At 72.2% G+C, this 15,467-nt stretch carries 18 protein-coding genes; 4 read left to right on the plus strand and 14 right to left on the minus strand.

Going from position 1 to position 15,467, the window contains the following annotated elements; all coding sequences use genetic code 11:
• Positions 1 to 20 precede the first annotated feature (20 nt).
• From aroQ to AB7U92_RS07245, 5 genes are read right to left on the minus strand one after another with little or no spacing between them, the layout of a single operon-like run.
• Positions 21 to 473: a type II 3-dehydroquinate dehydratase gene (aroQ, locus tag AB7U92_RS07225; RefSeq protein ID WP_428575502.1), complete on the minus strand. Its 453-nt coding sequence runs from the start codon at positions 471 to 473 to the stop codon at positions 21 to 23.
• 26 nt (positions 474 to 499) lie between these two features.
• Positions 500 to 1,012, minus strand: a complete 513-nt coding sequence (locus AB7U92_RS07230; RefSeq protein ID WP_428575503.1) for a 3-deoxy-D-manno-octulosonic acid transferase — start codon at positions 1,010 to 1,012, stop codon at positions 500 to 502.
• Complete coding sequence (locus AB7U92_RS07235) at positions 1,009 to 1,803, minus strand: 3-deoxy-D-manno-octulosonic acid transferase (protein ID WP_428575504.1); 795 nt, start codon at positions 1,801 to 1,803, stop codon at positions 1,009 to 1,011. The genes AB7U92_RS07230 and AB7U92_RS07235 overlap by 4 nt, the downstream gene beginning before the upstream one ends.
• Complete coding sequence (gene waaC, locus AB7U92_RS07240; protein WP_428575505.1) at positions 1,800 to 2,786, minus strand: lipopolysaccharide heptosyltransferase I; 987 nt, start codon at positions 2,784 to 2,786, stop codon at positions 1,800 to 1,802. The genes AB7U92_RS07235 and waaC overlap by 4 nt, the downstream gene beginning before the upstream one ends.
• A 14-nt stretch (positions 2,787 to 2,800) precedes the next feature.
• Positions 2,801 to 4,192, minus strand: coding sequence for a phosphomannomutase/phosphoglucomutase (locus tag AB7U92_RS07245; protein ID WP_428575506.1), 1,392 nt, complete (start codon positions 4,190 to 4,192; stop codon positions 2,801 to 2,803).
• 46 nt (positions 4,193 to 4,238) lie between these two features.
• Between AB7U92_RS07245 and AB7U92_RS07250 the strand changes: the two genes are divergently transcribed.
• A complete protein-coding gene (locus AB7U92_RS07250) occupies positions 4,239 to 4,988 on the plus strand; it encodes a sulfite exporter TauE/SafE family protein (RefSeq protein ID WP_428575518.1) in 750 nt (249 codons plus the stop codon).
• A 9-nt stretch (positions 4,989 to 4,997) separates the two neighbouring features.
• Here the strand turns inward: AB7U92_RS07250 and AB7U92_RS07255 are convergent, their stop codons facing one another.
• The gene (locus AB7U92_RS07255) at positions 4,998 to 6,521 is read right to left on the minus strand and encodes a Y-family DNA polymerase (protein WP_428575507.1); all 1,524 of its coding nucleotides are present in this window, start codon (positions 6,519 to 6,521) and stop codon (positions 4,998 to 5,000) included.
• A gap of 32 nt (positions 6,522 to 6,553) precedes the next feature.
• Positions 6,554 to 7,303 (minus strand): translesion DNA synthesis-associated protein ImuA, encoded by a 750-nt coding sequence (imuA, locus tag AB7U92_RS07260; RefSeq protein ID WP_428575508.1) that lies wholly within the window; start codon positions 7,301 to 7,303, stop codon positions 6,554 to 6,556.
• A gap of 65 nt (positions 7,304 to 7,368) precedes the next feature.
• Here imuA and AB7U92_RS07265 point away from each other — a divergent pair, with 65 nt between their 5' ends.
• Together AB7U92_RS07265 and AB7U92_RS07270 are read left to right on the plus strand one after the other, a co-directional pair.
• Positions 7,369 to 7,890, plus strand: a complete 522-nt coding sequence (locus tag AB7U92_RS07265) for a GNAT family N-acetyltransferase (protein ID WP_428575509.1) — start codon at positions 7,369 to 7,371, stop codon at positions 7,888 to 7,890.
• Positions 7,887 to 8,270, plus strand: a complete 384-nt coding sequence (locus AB7U92_RS07270; RefSeq protein ID WP_428575510.1) for a YchJ family protein — start codon at positions 7,887 to 7,889, stop codon at positions 8,268 to 8,270. The genes AB7U92_RS07265 and AB7U92_RS07270 overlap by 4 nt, the downstream gene beginning before the upstream one ends.
• Before the next feature lie 16 nt (positions 8,271 to 8,286).
• Here AB7U92_RS07270 and AB7U92_RS07275 read toward each other — a convergent pair whose 3' ends face one another.
• The 5 genes from AB7U92_RS07275 to AB7U92_RS07295 form a co-directional block, all read right to left on the minus strand.
• The gene (locus tag AB7U92_RS07275) at positions 8,287 to 8,829 is read right to left on the minus strand and encodes a hypothetical protein (RefSeq protein WP_428575511.1); all 543 of its coding nucleotides are present in this window, start codon (positions 8,827 to 8,829) and stop codon (positions 8,287 to 8,289) included.
• A 135-nt stretch (positions 8,830 to 8,964) separates the two neighbouring features.
• Positions 8,965 to 10,590, minus strand: a complete 1,626-nt coding sequence (locus tag AB7U92_RS07280; protein ID WP_428575519.1) for an NAD(P)-binding protein — start codon at positions 10,588 to 10,590, stop codon at positions 8,965 to 8,967.
• A 2-nt stretch (positions 10,591 to 10,592) separates the two neighbouring features.
• Positions 10,593 to 11,600, minus strand: coding sequence for a thiamine pyrophosphate-dependent enzyme (locus AB7U92_RS07285; protein WP_428575512.1), 1,008 nt, complete (start codon positions 11,598 to 11,600; stop codon positions 10,593 to 10,595).
• Between the two features lie 10 nt (positions 11,601 to 11,610).
• Complete coding sequence (locus AB7U92_RS07290; protein WP_428575513.1) at positions 11,611 to 12,864, minus strand: transketolase C-terminal domain-containing protein; 1,254 nt, start codon at positions 12,862 to 12,864, stop codon at positions 11,611 to 11,613.
• Positions 12,848 to 13,438: a 2-oxoacid:acceptor oxidoreductase family protein gene (locus tag AB7U92_RS07295; protein WP_428575514.1), complete on the minus strand. Its 591-nt coding sequence runs from the start codon at positions 13,436 to 13,438 to the stop codon at positions 12,848 to 12,850. Before AB7U92_RS07295 ends, AB7U92_RS07290 begins: the two co-directional genes overlap by 17 nt.
• Positions 13,439 to 13,559: 121 nt before the next feature.
• On the opposite strand from AB7U92_RS07295, the gene rarD reads away from it, so the two are divergent.
• On the plus strand, positions 13,560 to 14,444 hold the full coding sequence (gene rarD / locus AB7U92_RS07300; protein WP_428575515.1) for an EamA family transporter RarD: 885 nt from the start codon (positions 13,560 to 13,562) through the stop codon (positions 14,442 to 14,444).
• 16 nt (positions 14,445 to 14,460) lie between these two features.
• On the opposite strand, the gene AB7U92_RS07305 is transcribed toward rarD, so the two are convergent.
• Together AB7U92_RS07305 and AB7U92_RS07310 are read right to left on the minus strand one after the other, a co-directional pair.
• A complete protein-coding gene (locus AB7U92_RS07305) occupies positions 14,461 to 15,039 on the minus strand; it encodes a DUF3501 family protein (RefSeq protein WP_428575516.1) in 579 nt (192 codons plus the stop codon).
• Between the two features lie 20 nt (positions 15,040 to 15,059).
• Positions 15,060 to 15,467 (minus strand): heterodisulfide reductase-related iron-sulfur binding cluster (locus AB7U92_RS07310; protein ID WP_428575517.1); only part of this gene is annotated, 408 nt, incomplete at its 5' end.

Below are 15,467 nucleotides of genomic sequence, written 5' to 3' on the forward strand. Positions count from 1 at the left end.
TTCTTCGACAAGTACTGGACTCAGCGCGAGGCACGCCGCGCCAGCGCCTCGATGGCCATCACGTAGCCGTCGACACCGACGCCGACGATGATGCCGGCGGCCACCGGCGACAGCCACGAGTGGTGCCGGAAGCTCTCGCGCGCGTGCACGTTGCTGATGTGCACCTCGACCACCGGCACCTCGACCGAACGCACCGCGTCGTGCAGCGCGATCGAGGTGTGGGTGTAGGCGCCGGCGTTGAAGACGACGCCGATCACCGCGCCGTCCTTGAATCCGCGGCCGGCCTCGTGGATGGCGTCGATGAGCACGCCCTCGTGGTTGGACTGGCGGAAATCCACCGTGTGGCCCAGCTCGCGTGCGCGCTCGGCGCACATCCGCTCGACGTCGGCCAGCGTGGTGCTGCCGTAGGTGGCGGGCTCGCGCGTGCCGAGCAGGTTGAGGTTGGGGCCGTTGAGGACGAGGATGGCGGGCATGGTCGGGGTCTCTCGTTCGAAGGCGGTCAGTGCGTCTCGCCCCCGCTTTGTACCTCAGGCCAGAGCGTGGTGATGGCCTCGGCCATGCGCTGCGCGGCGCCGCGGTGCGCGGCGGCGAACTCGCGCGCGCGCCGGCCCGCCTCGCCCAGGGCGGGCGCGTCGCCCAGCAGTGACAGCGCGGCGTCCAGCCCGGCCGCGATGCCGTCGACGCGCTGCGCGGCCTCGGCCTGGGCCGCGAGTTCGGCCGCTTCGGCGAAGTTGAAGGTGTGCGGGCCCATCACCACCGGGCAGCCGCAGGCGGCCGCCTCGATCAGGTTCTGCCCGCCCAGGGGCGCGAAGCTGCCGCCGAGCAGCGCCACCTGCGCCAGGCCGTAGTACAGCGGCATCTCGCGCATCGAGTCGCCCAGCCAGGCATCGGCGTCGAGATCGGCCGGGTGCGGCGTCTCGCCCCACTCGCTGCGCCGGGCGATCGACAGGCCGGAGGCGCGCATCAGTGCGGCCACCTCGTCGAAGCGCTGCGGATGGCGCGGCACGATCACCAGAGCGGACGGCCGGGCTGACGCTGCCGGCGCTGCGACCAGGCGCCGAGCAGCGGGGCCTCCTCGCCTTCGCGAGAGACGGCGAACAGCAGCACCGGACGCCCCACGGCGGCACGCCAGGCCTGGCCGCGCGCCACCAGCGCCGCGTCGGGGGTCATGTCGTACTTCAGGTTGCCGCAGACCTGCACCCGCGGCACGCCGGAGTCGCGCAGCCGCCGGGCATCGGCCTCGGTCTGCGCGAGCGCAAGGTCGAGCGCCCGCACCGCCGGGCCGATCAGCGAGGCATAGCGCTCGCCCTGCCGCTGGCTCTTCTCCGACAGGCGCGCATTGGCCAGCACCAGCGGCACGCCCTGCCCTTTCGCCTGCGGAAGCAGGTTCGGCCAGATCTCGGTTTCCATCAGCACGCCGACCGCGGGACGGAAGTGCGCCACGAAGCGCTGCACCGCGCCACGGGTGTCGAACGGCAACCAGGTCTGGCGGTCGCCCTCGTGCAGGAGTTCGCGCCCGGCCTCGCGACCGGTGGCCGTGCCGTGGGTGAGAAGCAGCCGCGCGCCGGGCCGGCGCTCGCGCAGCGCGGCGATCAGCGCCGCCGCCGCGCGGGTCTCGCCCAGCGAGACCGCGTGCACCCACAGCCAGCCCGACGAAGGCTCCTCGCGGTAATGGCCGAGCCGCTCGCCCATCGCCTCGCGGTAAGCGGGCTCGGCACGGCCTCGCCACCACAGTCTCAGCAGGTACAGCGGCTGCGCCAGCCAGAGCAGGCTCGAGTACAGCGCGCGCGCCGGCAGGGTCACGAGGCGGCGACCAGCACGTCGCTCCAGGCCAGCCAGGTGGCCTGCACGGTCGGCGTCGGCCGGCCCTCGAGCGCCACCTGGTGGCGGTGGCCATGGGCGGCCTGCGGGCCGGTGCGCCAGGCGGTCGGGAAGTTGTAGAGCTGCACGTGCGGCAGGTCGAGCGCCACGGCGATGTGGCTCAGGCCGCTGTCCACGCCGATCACGCCCTGGGTGAGGGCCAGGCGGTCGAGCACGGCGTCGAGCGAGAGCGTGGGCCAGACCTCGACGTGGAAAGCCTTCTCGTACTGCAACCCGGCGGCGATCAGCTCGGCGCGCGTGTGCTCCAGCTCGTTGCCCTGCGGCAGGCCGATGCGCCAGCCAGCCTCGATGACGCGCTTGCCGAGCTGCACCCAGTGCTGCACGGGCCAGAGCTTGTCGTCGCGCGAGGTGCCGTGCACGAAGGCTACCGTCGGCGTGGCCGAGCGGAATACCCGCTTGCTGGCATGCAGGCCGTAGCGCGGCGGCCCTTCCACCGGCTTGCCGAGCACCGCGCCGACCAGCACGCGCGAGCGGTCCATCGCATGGATGTGCGGCTCGATGCGGATGGCGTGGTCGACCAGCCAGCCCGCCGGCGCCTCGTAGCTCGACCCCTCGGTCTGGTTGGCCAGGCCGAAGCGCTTGCCGCGGGCCAGCTTGGCGACGATGGCCGACTTGGTCAGACCCTGCAGGTCGATCACCGCGTCGTACTGCTCTTCCTGCAGCTGCGCCTTGAAGGCGCGCCACTCGGCGCGGGTGCTGCCCGCCCACCAGGCATTGCGCCAGCGCCGCATCGCGCACTCGATGACGCGGCGCACGCCGGCCACGCGGCGCACCAGCGGCGCGAAGGCCGGTTCGACCACCCAGTCGATCACCGCGTCGGGATGCGCGGTGCGGATGTCCTGCACCGCCGGCATGGCATGCACCACGTCGCCCAGCGACGACAGCTTGACGATGAGGATCTTCAAACGCGCCCGCCCGTTCAGTGCGCCGCGGCGGCGAAGGTGGCGTCGGGCTTGACGGCGCGCAGCGCGTCCATCATCGCCGCCTCGATGCGGTGCAACGCCTGCGGCGTGTGGCCCTCGAAGCGCAGCACCAGTACGGGCGTGGTGTTGGAGCTGCGCACCAGGCCGAAGCCGTCGTCGTACTCGACGCGCAGGCCGTCGATGGTGACGACTTCCTTCGCCCCCGGGAACTTCGCCGTCTCGAGCAGCCGCTGCACGACCTGCTTCGGCTCGCCCTCGGCGCAGGGCACGTTGAGCTCGGGCGTGCTGTGGCTGGTGGGCAGCGCATCGAGCACGGCGCTCGGGTTCTTCGAGCGCGACAGGATCTCGAGCAGCCGCGCCGCGGTGTAGGTGGCGTCGTCGAAGCCGTACCAGCGCTCTCCGAAGAAGATGTGGCCACTCATCTCGCCGGCGATCGGCGCGCCGATCTCGCGCATCTTGGCCTTGATCAGCGAATGGCCGGTCTTCCACATCAGCGGCACGCCGCCGGCGGCGCGAATCGCCGGCGCCAGGCGCTGCGTGCACTTGACGTCGAAGATCACGCTGGCGCCCGGGTTGCGGCTCAGCACGTCCTGCGCCAGCAGCATCAGCTGTCGGTCGGGGTAGATGACGTGGCCGTCGACGGTGACGACGCCGAGCCGGTCGCCGTCGCCGTCGAAGGCCAGGCCGAGTTCGGCGCCGGTGGCCTTGACCGTGCGGATCAGGTCGGCCAGGTTCTCCGGCTTGCTCGGGTCGGGATGGTGGTTGGGGAAGTCGCCGTCGACCTCGGAGAAGAGCTCGATCACCTCGCAGCCCAGGCCACGCAGGATGGCCGGCGCGGAGGCCCCCGGAATGCCGTTGCCGGAATCCACGACGATCTTCATCTTGCGCGCCAGCTTGCAGTCGCCGGTGATGCGCGCGGTGTACTCCGGCACGATGTCCATCGCCGCCGAGCGGCCCGGCTTGCGCACGTAGTCCTCGCGCTCGATGCGCTGGCGCAGGCCCTGGATGGCGTCGCCGTAGATGGCCTTGCCGGCCAGCACCATCTTGAAGCCGTTGTAGTCCTTCGGGTTGTGGCTGCCGGTGACCTGGATGCCGCTGTGGCAGCCGTGCTCGCCCCGCGTGGCGGCCACGTAGTACAGCATCGGCGTGGTCACCATGCCGAGGTCGACCACGTCCAGGCCGGTCGAGGCCAGGCCGCGCACCAGCGCGGCAACCAGGCCGGGGCCCGAGAGCCGCCCATCGCGGCCCACCGCCACGGCGCGCTCGCCGGCGGCGACGGCTTCGCTGCCGAAGGCACGGCCGAGGTGCTCGGCGATGTTCTCGTCGATGGTCTTGCCGACCACGCCGCGGATGTCGTAGGCCTTGAAGATGCTGGGATCGACTCGCATGAGGCAGCCTGGGTTGAGAATCGCGGCATTGTAGGGAGGCGCGCCGCTGGATCCGTCACTGGTCGTCATCATTGCCGGCGCTGCGCTGGCCGGCTTCGTGCAGGGGCTGTCGGGCTTCGGCTTCGGGCTCACCGCGATGGCGGTGTGGGCCTGGGCGCTGGAGCCTCGTCTGGCCGCGGTGCTGGCCGTGGCCGGCGCCCTGGCCGGGCAGGTGCTGGCGGCACTCACGGTGCGCCGAGGCTTCGACGCCGCGCGCCTGGCACCCTTCGTGGCCGGCGGGTTGCTTGGCCTGCCCTTGGGCCTGTGGCTGCTGCCGCGGCTGGACGTGCCCCTGTTCCGCGCCCTGCTCGGCGGCCTGCTGGTCACCTGGTGCCCGCTGATGCTGCTGGCGCCGCGGCTGCCGCGCATCACCCGCGGCGGGCGGCTGGGCGATGCGGCATCCGGCGTGGCCGGCGGCCTGATGGGTGGCCTGGGCGGCTTCACCGGCGCGATCCCGACGCTGTGGTGCACGCTGCGCGGCTTCGACAAGGATGCGCAGCGCGCCGTGATCCAGAACTTCAACCTGGCGATGCTGTCGGTGACCTTCGCCGCCTACCTGTGGCAGGGCATCGTCACGCCGGCCATGCTGCCTTCGCTGGCCCTGGTGCTGCCGGCGATGCTGCTGCCCGCGCTGATCGGCATGCGCGTCTACATCGGCATCAGCGAAGTGGCCTTCCGGCGCATCGTACTGCTGCTGCTCACGGCCTCGGGCGTGGCGCTGCTGGTGGCGGCGGTGCCGGTGCTGCTGGCGCGCTAGCCAGAGAGTTCAGGCGAAACGGCCGTGCAGGAACCAGCCGCTGGCGACCTCGCCCGGTGACTCGGGCAGGCGGCTGCGGTACAGCCACACCAGCGCGCCCTCGGCGTCCTCGGCGATGAAATAGTCGCGCTCGGCGAGCTCGTGGTCCCACCAGCCGGCCTCGATGCGCTCGGGGCCGCTGAGCAGCTGCAGCTCGCGCCCCTCCAGCAGCGGCCGGCCGCCGCGCACCGGCAACGGCTCGGGCGGCGCCAGCAGCCACACCGGGCGCACCGGCGTGGCCGGCACGCTGACCGTGGCGCGCGGCTGGCCGATGCGCGCCGGCTGCGCGGGCTGCAGCGCACTGGCGCGCTCGGGGCGGTGGTCGTGCACCGGCTGCAGCGTCTGCACGCGCTCGGCGCCCAGCCGCGCCTGCAACCGCTCGACCAGCCGCACCAGACCCTCGCGCTCGCTGGCGGCACTGGGAAACAGCTCGCCGCTGGGCGCCTCGCCGGGCACGATCTCGCGCGCGGCCAGGCGAAGCTCCAGCGTCGGCGCCGGCAGCTGCACCTGCGCCAGCCGCTCGCGCAGCAGCACCTGCAGGTGCGCCGGGTCGCGCGAGGGCTCGGCCAGCGCCACCTCCAGCACGGTCTGCGGCGGCACCTGGGCGTCGCTGCGCCAGCGCGGCTCGTGCTGCATCGCCAGCGCAAAGCCGCGCACGAAGGCGTGCTGCGCGGCCAGCCAACTCGACAGGCGCGCCAGCAGCATGCCGGCGGCGTGCAGCACCTGCTCGGCGCTGTCGGCGCGGGCGAACAGCTCCAGCCGGCTGTGAAAGCGCGGCGGCAGCGTGAGCGGCACGCGCGGATCGGGCCGCTCGCCGTAGGCGCGGTCGAGGTCGGCCAGCAGCGCCGTGCCGAAGCGCCGCGCCAGCCCGGCGCGCGGCAGGCGGCGCAGGTCGGCCAGCGTGGCCAGGCCCATGCCCTGCAAGGCCTCCCAGTGCTCGCGGCCCGGGCCGAGCAGCCAGACCGGCAGCACATCGAGCGCGCGCTGCATCGCGACCTTGTCCTGCACGTGCACGCGCTGCGGCCCGCGGGCAAGCAGCGCAGCGCCCAGCGGCGTGGGCGCGCTGGCCGCCTGGATGCGGTGGCCCAGCGGCGTCACCGCCTCGCGAAGCCGCTGCAGCAGCTTCGCCGGCCCGCCGAAATAGCGCAGGCTGGCGCGCACCTCGAGCAGCACGGTGTCGGCGCTGCGCTGCGGATCGTGGGCCGGCTGCACGCACACGCTGGGCGTGAAGGCCAGCGCCGCGTGGGTGACGGCGGCCAGCGCGGCGGCGTCGCGCGCCGCATCGGCCTGGCCGATCAGCAAATCGGGCGCGAGCGCGAGCGCCGTCGCTCGCTTCTGTCCGGGCTCGACGCCGAGGGCGCGGGCAGCGGCATTGGCGGCAGCGATGTGGTGCGCATCGACCAGCGCCAGCGGCGCGCCTGCCTGCTCTTGCGTGAGCGTGGCGGCAAAAGCCTCCAGCGAGAGCAGCGGCAGGTGCAGAGCGATCCAGAGCACGGCAGGAAGGAGAAGAAGCGCGCCACGACCGCTCAGCCGACGTCGACGAAGGTGGCCACCGCCAGCGACGGCACGCTCGCCATGCGCTCGACGCGCCGGCGGGCGTGGGCCGCCTCCGACAGCACCGGCGGCAGCTCCAGCGTGATCGGTGTCTCCAGTGGCGGGCCGCGGCGCTTGAGCAGGTGCAGCGCCAGCGCATCGGGCCCGGCGGCGCGCAGCGACAGGCGCAGCGGCGCGGCGCTCGGGCGCTCGGCGGCGGCCAGCTCGCGCATCACGAAGGCGGCGCCGTCGTGCGCCTGCGCGGCCAGCTGCAGGCGGCGCAACCGCTCGGCCCGCAGCCGCGGCGGCAGCCAGGCGACCAGCGCGCCGACATGACCGCTCTTGAGCGCCTGCTCGAAGGCCCAGAGGGAGTCGGCCCCGGGCAGCACCTGCGGCGCCAGGCGCTGGCGCGTCTGCACGACGAGCAGTTGCCCGACGTCCAGCCCGAGCTGGGCCAGCGCCCAGGCCGAGAGCTGCGCCGGCGGATCGAACAGCATCACCAGCCGGCCGCTGCGCTGCGCGGCGGCCAGGCTGGGCGCGAGCAGGCGGATCTCGCCGACGCCGGGGCGCGGCAGCAGCAGCTCGGTGAGCGCGCGGCGCGGCCAGCCGCGGCCGGGCAGCTGGGCGTCGAGCGCCGCGAAGCCGCTGGACACACCGTCGTCGCGCGCACGGCCGAGCTGGTGGCCGAGCCACAGCGCGGGGTGCAGATCCTGCGGAGCGAGGGCGGCGGGCATGGCGTCCATGAGAGTACTGTATTTTTATACAGTCTTTGGCGCAACCCTCCCGCCGCCCACAATCTCACGCGCCCATGACCCACGCCGCCGCCGACTGCCTGCTGCGCCCCCACCGCCCCGGCGACATCGGCTGGGTGATCTCGCGCCACGGTGCGCTGTACGCGCAGGAATACGGCTTCGACGGCCGCTTCGAGGCCCTGGTGGCGCGCATCGGCGCCGATTTCCTCGACCGCCTCGACCCGGAACGCGAAGCCTGCTGGATCGCCGAGCGCGGTGGCGCCAACCTGGGCAGCGTGATGCTCGTCCAGGCCCGCGACGACGCCACCCAGGCCGTGCTCGATGGCACCGCGCAGCTGCGCCTGCTGCTCGTCGAGCCGGCGGCGCGCGGCCTCGGCCTGGGCAAGCGCCTGACCGCGCAGTGCGAGCAGTTCGCGCGCGAGCGCGGCTACCGGCGCATCGTGCTGTGGACCAACGCCAACCTGGCCGCTGCGCGCGGCATCTACCGCCAGGCCGGCTACCAACTGACCGGCAGCGAGGCGCACCGCAGCTTCGGCCAGGATCTGGTCGGTGAGACCTGGGAGTTGCCGCTCGCATGACCACCGCATGCCCTTGCGGCTCCGGTGCGGCCTACGCCGAATGCTGCGGCCGCTTCCACGCCGGCACCCTGCACCTGCAGGCGCCCGATGCCGAGCGGCTCATGCGCTCGCGCTACAGCGCCTACGTGCTCGGCCTGGCCGACTACCTGCTGGCCACCTGGCACCCGAGTACGCGCCCGGCGTCGCTGGAGCCCGATCCGCCCGGCCTGAAGTGGCTGGGCCTGGAGGTGCGCCGCCACCAGCGCCAGGACGAGGACCACGCCACCGTGAGCTTCGTGGCGCGCAGCAAGCTCGGCGGGCGCGCCCACCGGCTGCAGGAAACCAGCCGCTTCGTGCGCGAGAGCGGGCGCTGGTTCTATGTCGACGGCGATCTGGCCTGAGCCGTCCGCCGCCCGTTCAGGCGAATTCCTGCTTCACGCTGGCCGACATCAGCCGGCGGATGATCCAGCCCAGCAGCACGCAGGCCAGCAGCGTCATCGCCACGCCCATCGCACGCGCCGCGGTGACGAAGCCGCCGAACACGCCGAGCGCCTGCTCGGGCAGCGGCGCGCGGCTGAGCGTGCTCTCGACCACCGACTGCACCACCTCGTGCTGGAACCACAGGCCCAGCAGGTTGGCGACGATGGCCAGCGCCAGCAGGCCGATGAAGGCGCGGCGCGCCCAGTCCAGGCGCATCAGCAGGCCGATCGCCGAGGCCAGCGTGGCCAGCGAGAGCACCAGCCCGGCGCCCACCACCCAGGGCAGGTAGGCGATCAGCAGCCCGGTCAGCAGCGGCAGCGCGCGCTGCGATCCGCTGGCCTGCCAGCCCGGCAGCAGCGAGGCCACCGAGGCGTTCTGCACCACCGCCGAGGCCACCGCCAGCAGCGACAGGGCGATGAACACCCACGCGACCGTGGTCACGAAGAGGGAGCGGGCTCCGACGTTGAAGGTCTGCGGCATGGCGGCGTCTCCGGCACGCGGTGCGGTGCACCGTTGCGGGCATTGTGGGCAGCGCTTTGTGACAGGACATCCCACGCGCGCTCATTCCCCCACGGGCGCGGGGATGGTCTGTGACGCTGGCGCCACAACCGCCCGTCAGATCGTCTCGGCCACCATGTCGATCGCCCCGCAGGGGCACTCGGCGGCGCACAGGCCGCAGCCCTTGCAGTAGTCGTAGTTGAAGGCGAAGCGCTGCCCCGGCCCGAGCTTGATCACCGCGTTGTCGGGGCAGACGCCATAGCAGTTGTCGCACTCGAAGCAGTTGCCGCACGACAGGCAACGGCGTGCCTCGAAGAGTGCGTTGCCCTCGGTGAGCCCGCCCTGCACCTCGTCGAAGCTGGTCTGGCGGCGGGCCAGGTCGAGCAGCGGCCGCACGGTGGCCGGCGCGTCGCTGTAGTACCAGGGGTTCAGGCGCTCGAAGGTGGCCGGCTCGTGCTTGCGCACCACCGGCACCGCCGTTCCGCGCAGCCAGGCGTCGATGTGCCGGGCGGCCTTCTTGCCATGGCCCACGGCGACGGTCACGTTGCGCTCGGCCGGCACCATGTCGCCACCGGCGAAGACTCCCGGGTGGCCGGTCATCAACTGCGCGTCAACCTGCACGACGCCGTCGCGGATCTCCAGCCCCGGCACGCCGTCGAGCAGCGAGAGGTCGACGTCCTGGCCGAGCGCGAGCACCAGCGAATCGGCCTGCAGGGTCTCGAACTCGCCGGTGGGCTGCGGCTGGCCGGCGTCGTCGAGCATCATCTTCTCGACGGTGATCTCGCCGTCGCCGGCATGGCGGATGGTGGACAGCCACTTGACCGTCACGCCTTCCTGCAGCGCCTCTTCCACCTCGAAGTCGTGCGCCGGCATGCGCTCGCGGGTGCGCCGGTAGACGATCACCGCCTCGGTGGCGCCGAGCCGCCGCGCGGTGCGCGCCACGTCGATCGCGGTGTTGCCGCCGCCGTAGACCACGACGCGGCGGCCGAGCAGCGGCGGTGCCTCGCCTTCCATGCTGCGCAGCACCGACACCGCGTCGAGCACGCGCGCCGAGTCGCCGGCCGGGATGAAGGCACGCTTGGCGAGGTGTGCGCCGACCGCAAGGAAGGCCGCATCGGCGCCTTCGCGCGCCATCGTGGCCTGCAGGTCGGCCACCTTCTCGCCGCAGCGCAGCGTCACACCCATCGCGACGATGCGCGCCACTTCCGCGTCGAGCACCTCGCGCGGCAGCCGGTACTTGGGGATGCCGAAACGCATCATGCCGCCGGGCTTCGGGCCGGCTTCGATCACCGTGACGCGGTGGCCGAGCCGGCGCAGGTGGTAGGCGGCGCTCAGCCCCGAAGGCCCGGCGCCGACGACCAGCACGTGCCGGCCGCTGTCGGCCGGCGGCGGATCGAAGGCCCAGCCCTGCTTCAACGCCTCGTCGCCGAGGAAGCGCTCGACGGCATTGATGCCCACCGGCGCATCGAGCTTGCCGCGGTTGCACGCGCCTTCGCACGAGTGGTAGCAGACGCGGCCCATGATCGCCGGGAACGGGTTGTCGCGCGTCAGGTGGCGCCAGGCGCGTTCGTAGTCGCCGCTCTCGGCGTGGTACAGCCAGCCCTGGATGTCCTCGCCGGCCGGGCAGGTGGCATTGCACGGCGGCAGCCGGTCGACATAGACCGGCCGGCTGGATCGCCAGCTGCCGGTCTTGTTGGCCAGGGAAGTGCCGACGTCCAGCGTGATCGCGAAGGGCTTGTGCATCGTCATGCCACCTCCCCTTCCGGATCGAGCAGGCCGTACTCGCGGATGTGGCGATCGGCCTGGGCCTGCAGTCTCGCGATGACGTCGTCGCGGCGCTGCGGCGCGAACAGGTGGGCGAAGCGCTTCTGCGGCATCAGGTACTCCTCCACCGGCACCCGGCGGCGGATCTTCGCCACCGCGGTGACCTCGCCGTGCTCGGCCTCGAACACCGGGAACAGCCCCGACTGCTGCGCCAGCCGCGCCAGGCGCACGGTGTCGTGGGAGGCCGCGCCCCAGCCGAGCGGGCACGGCACCAGCACGTGCAGGTAACGGGCGCCGTGCAGGCCCATCGCCCACTCGACCTTGGCCTCGAGGTCGTGCAGGTCGGCGACCGTCGCCGTGGCCACGTAGGGGATGCCGTGCGCCATCGCGATCCTCGGCAGGTTCTTGCCCTGGCCGAACACGTTGCCCGGCCGCTCGCCCATCGCCGGCGTGGTGGCGGTGCGCGCCGCCGGCGGCGTGGCCGACGAGCGCTGCACGCCGGTGTTCATGTAGGCCTCGTTGTCGTAGCAGACGTAGAGCACGTCGTCGTTGCGCTCGAACATGCCCGACAGGCAGCCGAAGCCGATGTCGGTGGTGCCGCCGTCGCCACCCTGCGCGAGCACGCGCACGTCGCTGCGCCCCTGCACCTTCAGCGCCGCGGCGATGCCGGTGGCCACCGCCGCGGTGTTGCCGAAGAGGGAGTGGATCCACGGCAGCTGCCACGAGGTCTCGGGGTACGGCGTGGAGAACACCTCCAGGCATCCGGTGGCGTTGGCGGCGATCAGCCGGCCCTGGCTTGCACGCAGCGCGGCGTCGACCGCGTAGCGCGCGCCGAGCGCCTCGCCGCAGCCCTGGCAGGCGCGGTGGCCGGAGTTGATGGCGTTGCTGCGCTCGGCGCTGGCCTGCACGCTGCGCTGCTCGGGCGCGAGCAGCCGGTTGCCCACCGTGAAGGTGCCCGTCTGGTAGAACTTGACCGGTTGGTGGCTCATGCGTCGCCCCTCATCGCACACGCGACGCCACCGCGCCGACCTCGCGCAGCATCGCCTCGGCCGCCGGGCCGCTGCGCTCGCCGCGCCGCTCGCGTTCGAGCTGGCGCTCGACCAGGCCCCAGTCCATGTCGAGGAAGGTCAGCGGCGCCAGTTCGTCGCGCATCGCCTGCAGGAACACCCGCTCGAGCGAGGCCTGCGTGATTGCGCGGCCGCCCAGACCGGCCACCACCGTGTGGCCGTGCAGCCGGATGCCGGAGAGCGCGCTGCGCACGTCGTTGGCGACGATGCCGCCCAGCCCCACCGAGAAGCTCTTCTCCAGCACCACCACGCGCTGCGCGTGCTGCAGCGCCTCGCGCACCGCGGCCAGCGGGAACGGGCGGAACGAGGTGATGCCGAGCACGCCGATCGCGTGGCCCTGCGCGCGCAGGTCGTCCACCGTGTCCTTGATCGTGCCCAGCACCGAGCCGAGGGCCACCACGATGGTGTGCGCATCGTCGCAGCGATAGGTATGCAGCAGCCCGCCACTGTCGCGCCCGAAGATCGCCTGGAACTCCGCGGCGATCTGCGGAATGCGCTCCAGCGCCCACATCTGCCGCGCGTGGGCCAGGTAGCGCACCTCGGTGAAGGCCTCCGGCCCGACCATCGCGCCGATGCTCACCGGTTCGGCCGGGTCGAGCATCTGGCGCGGTGCATAGGGCGGCAGGAAGGCATCGACCTGTGCCTGCTCCGGCAGGTCGACACGTTCGTAGGCGTGGGTGAGGATGAAGCCGTCCATGCACACCATCACCGGCAGGCTCACCTCCTCGGCGAGGCGGAAGGCCTGCAGGTGCAGGTCGGCAGCCTCCTGGTTGGTCTCGGCGAAGAGCTGGATCCAGCCGCAGTCGCGCTGGCTCATCGCGTCGCTGTGGTCGTTCCAGATGTTGATCGGCGCGCCGATGGCGCGGTTGGCCACCGTCATCACGATCGGCAGTCCCAGGCCCGAGGCGTTGTAGACCGACTCGGCCATGAACAGCAGGCCCTGACTGGCGGTGGCGGTGTAGGCGCGCGCCCCGGCCGCCGAGGCGCCGATGGCCACGCTCATCGCCGCGAACTCGCTTTCCACGTTGACGAACTCGCAGGGGCTCAGCGCTCCGGTCTTCACGAGTTCGCCCAGCGCCTCGACGATGTGCGTCTGCGGCGAGATCGGGTAGGCGCAGATCACCTGCGGGCGCGCCAGCGCCACGGCTTCGGCCACCGCGCGCGAGCCTTCAATCTGCCGCAGCATGGGACAACTCCTCGATCTCCTTGCGCACGTAGGCGAAGGCCTCGCCGGCGGCGGCCACGTTGGCTTCGGCGACGCGGCCGCTGAACTTGTCGCGGATCGCATGCGCCACGGCGTCCAGGGAGATCAGCCCGCTGATCGCCGCGAAGCCGCCGAGCAGCGCCGCGTTCGGCAGCGGCCGGCCGATGTGCCGCTGCGCGATCTCGCTGGCCGGCACGGTGGCCAGGCGCTCACGGCGGAAGCGGCGCACGAAGTCGCCGACGCCGAGTGCGTCGAAGCTGCGGGTCGAGTTGATCAGCACGTAGCCCTCCGGCTGCAGGCCCTGGAACACCTCGACCTGGTGCAGCAGCGTCGGGTCCTGCACGATCAGCGCGTCGGGCGCCATCACCGGCTCGCGCAGGCGGATCTCGCGGTCGTCGATGCGGCAGAAGGCCACCACCGGCGCGCCGGTGCGCTCCGAGCCGAAGCTGGGGAAGGCCTGGGCGTGGCGGCCCTGCTCGAAGGCGGCGATCGACAGCATCTCGGCGCCGGTGACCACGCCCTGCCCGCCGCGGCCGTGGATGCGGATCTGGAACATCGTGCCTCCTGCTCTGCGAGGCCGCATTCTTCGAGCCGATGCGGCCTTGGTGCTTGTCCTGCATCAAGCGCGAACCGCGGCGACAATGCCGCTCCCTTCCGCGCGCGCCGCGCCTGTCTTCATGCCTCCCGGAATCCTCTACGCCGCCTCCGCCTACGTGCTGTGGGGCCTGTTCCCGCTGTATTTCAGCCACCTCGCCGCGGTGGCCGCCCCCGAGGTGCTGGTGCACCGCATCGTCTGGTCGCTGGTCTTCGTACTGGGCCTGCTGGCCTGGCGCCGCCACTGGGGCTGGCTGGCGCCGGCGCTGCGCCAGCCCAGGGTGCTGGGGGCCTTCGTGGTCAGCGCGCTGCTGCTGTCGTGCAACTGGCTGACCTACATCTGGGCCGTCAACAACGGCCACGTGATCGACGCCAGCCTGGGCTACTTCATCACCCCGCTGGTCAACGTGCTGCTCGGCTATACGGTGCTGCACGAGCGGCCGCGCCGGCTGCAGTGGGCGGCCCTGGCGCTGGCCATGCTGGGCGTGATCTGGCTGACGGCGCAGACTGGCCAGCTGCCGTGGATCGCACTGGTGCTGGCGGCGAGCTTCGGCGCCTACGGCCTGCTGCGCAAGATCGCGCCGCTGGGTGCGCTCGAGGGCCTGACGCTGGAGACGCTGCTGCTCGCGCCGCCGGCCTTCGTGGCGCTGGCGCTGTGGTGGGGCCGCGGGCCGACGAGCTTTCCCGCGCCCGACCTCGCCACCAACCTGTGGCTGATCGGCGTGGGCCCGCTCACCGCCGTGCCGCTGCTGCTGTTCGCCGCCGGCGCGCGGCGCATCTCGATGACCACGCTGGGCCTGCTGCAGTACATCGGCCCGTCGATCCAGTTCGCGCTCGGCGTCTGGCTGTTCAACGAGCCGTTCGGCGGCGCGCGCCTGGTCGGCTTCGGGCTGATCTGGACGGCGCTGCTGCTGTACAGCGCCGATGGCTGGTTGAGCACGCGGCGGGTGGCACCCGCCGCGGCCTGAAGCGTCGCCGGGAACGCTACTTCAGGTCGCCGGCCAGGCAGGCCAGCGTGTCCGGCGCGATCACGGTGTGCGCCGGATAGTTGGTGTGGTCGCAGCCGAGCTTGACGCTCGCGCCGGCACGCACCGCCTCGCGCGCCGCGGCCGGAAACTCGAAGCGCAGGAAGTGCACCGACGAGGTCTTCTCGTCGTTCTCGCGGTCGAGGTCCTCGTCGGCGATGGCGTAGATGCGCGCATGTCCCTCGACCTCGACGAACATGCGGTCCTCGATGCCGATCAGCCGCGCCAGCTCGCGCTTGCGCTCGTGCGGATCGGGGTACTCGATCAGCATCGTTGCCTTCCAGTTCGAGCCATCGGGCACCAGCGGCGCGTAGGCGTCGATCTCGCTCTGGATGCCCTCCTCGTCGAAGATCTTCTCGATGTGCAGCATCTCCTGGATTTGCCGGCGGATGGTCTTCTCGTCCTCGAACTGCACGCTGACGTGCTCGCCGAGGTGCACCGTGCGCAGCCGGCGGTGGGCGATCACCTCCGGCTTGCTGCTCTTGCGGATCTTGGAATAGGCCTCCAGCGTAAGGAGGCTGTCGCGGGTGATGGTCATGCTCGTCTCCATCGTGGGGTTCACAAACCGTAGGCGGTGCGCAGCAGCGTCAGCGGGTGGGCGATCTTCGCCGCCGGCAGGCTGTTGTTGGCCATGCCCTGCGCGATGTGGTGGCCGGCCATCGGGCAATCGGACCCGATCCAGTCGGGCCCGTCCTTGGCCATCTGCTTGAACACCGGCTTGCCGATCTTCATCGCGATCTCGTGATACGGCTTCTTCACGCCGTAGGTGCCGGCGTGGCCTGAGCAGCGCTCCACCGTGTTGAGCTGCACCGAGACCTTCTCGCCGATCAGCTTGAGCATCTCCTCGGTCTTCTTGCCGTTCTTCTGCACGCGGCCGTGGCAGGGGATGTGGTAGCTGACCTTGCCCAGCGGGTTCTTGAAGTCGGTCTTGAGCAGCCCGTCCTTGTGGCGCGCCATCAGGTACTC

It is taken from the genome of Piscinibacter sp. (assembly GCF_050175855.1).
Classification (GTDB): domain Bacteria; phylum Pseudomonadota; class Gammaproteobacteria; order Burkholderiales; family Burkholderiaceae_C; genus Piscinibacter.